Origin of the sequence: Vibrio sp. 10N.261.51.A3 (assembly GCF_041471965.1) — a bacterium.
In the GTDB taxonomy this organism is placed as follows: Bacteria; Pseudomonadota; Gammaproteobacteria; order Enterobacterales; family Vibrionaceae; genus Vibrio; species Vibrio crassostreae_C.
Genome location: NZ_JBFRPK010000050.1, coordinates 1 through 1,645, shown reverse-complemented (window position 1 = coordinate 1,645; position 1,645 = coordinate 1). Strand labels below are relative to the sequence as shown.

1 rRNA gene is annotated in these 1,645 nt (G+C 52.6%); it reads left to right on the top strand.

What is annotated here, in order from left to right:
- Nucleotides 1–10 precede the first annotated feature (10 nt).
- Nucleotides 11–1,565, top strand: a 16S ribosomal RNA gene (locus tag AB4371_RS12880).
- Nucleotides 1,566–1,645 lie beyond the last annotated feature (80 nt).

Genomic DNA, 1,645 nt, shown 5'->3' with positions numbered 1-1,645 from the left:
ACAAAATCTTAAATTGAAGAGTTTGATCATGGCTCAGATTGAACGCTGGCGGCAGGCCTAACACATGCAAGTCGAGCGGAAACGACACTAACAATCCTTCGGGTGCGTTAATGGGCGTCGAGCGGCGGACGGGTGAGTAATGCCTAGGAAATTGCCTTGATGTGGGGGATAACCATTGGAAACGATGGCTAATACCGCATAATGCCTACGGGCCAAAGAGGGGGACCTTCGGGCCTCTCGCGTCAAGATATGCCTAGGTGGGATTAGCTAGTTGGTGAGGTAATGGCTCACCAAGGCGACGATCCCTAGCTGGTCTGAGAGGATGATCAGCCACACTGGAACTGAGACACGGTCCAGACTCCTACGGGAGGCAGCAGTGGGGAATATTGCACAATGGGCGAAAGCCTGATGCAGCCATGCCGCGTGTATGAAGAAGGCCTTCGGGTTGTAAAGTACTTTCAGTTGTGAGGAAGGGGGTAGTGTTAATAGCGCTATCTCTTGACGTTAGCAACAGAAGAAGCACCGGCTAACTCCGTGCCAGCAGCCGCGGTAATACGGAGGGTGCGAGCGTTAATCGGAATTACTGGGCGTAAAGCGCATGCAGGTGGTTCATTAAGTCAGATGTGAAAGCCCGGGGCTCAACCTCGGAACTGCATTTGAAACTGGTGAACTAGAGTACTGTAGAGGGGGGTAGAATTTCAGGTGTAGCGGTGAAATGCGTAGAGATCTGAAGGAATACCAGTGGCGAAGGCGGCCCCCTGGACAGATACTGACACTCAGATGCGAAAGCGTGGGGAGCAAACAGGATTAGATACCCTGGTAGTCCACGCCGTAAACGATGTCTACTTGGAGGTTGTGGCCTTGAGCCGTGGCTTTCGGAGCTAACGCGTTAAGTAGACCGCCTGGGGAGTACGGTCGCAAGATTAAAACTCAAATGAATTGACGGGGGCCCGCACAAGCGGTGGAGCATGTGGTTTAATTCGATGCAACGCGAAGAACCTTACCTACTCTTGACATCCAGAGAAGCCAGCGGAGACGCAGGTGTGCCTTCGGGAACTCTGAGACAGGTGCTGCATGGCTGTCGTCAGCTCGTGTTGTGAAATGTTGGGTTAAGTCCCGCAACGAGCGCAACCCTTATCCTTGTTTGCCAGCGAGTAATGTCGGGAACTCCAGGGAGACTGCCGGTGATAAACCGGAGGAAGGTGGGGACGACGTCAAGTCATCATGGCCCTTACGAGTAGGGCTACACACGTGCTACAATGGCGCATACAGAGGGCAGCAAGCTAGCGATAGTGAGCGAATCCCAAAAAGTGCGTCGTAGTCCGGATTGGAGTCTGCAACTCGACTCCATGAAGTCGGAATCGCTAGTAATCGTGAATCAGAATGTCACGGTGAATACGTTCCCGGGCCTTGTACACACCGCCCGTCACACCATGGGAGTGGGCTGCAAAAGAAGTGGGTAGTTTAACCTTTCGGGGAGGACGCTCACCACTTTGTGGTTCATGACTGGGGTGAAGTCGTAACAAGGTAGCCCTAGGGGAACCTGGGGCTGGATCACCTCCTTATACGAAGATATACACGATGAGTACCCACACAGATTGATTAGGTTTAGAAAAGTTAAGAGACGATATTGGGTCTGTAGCTC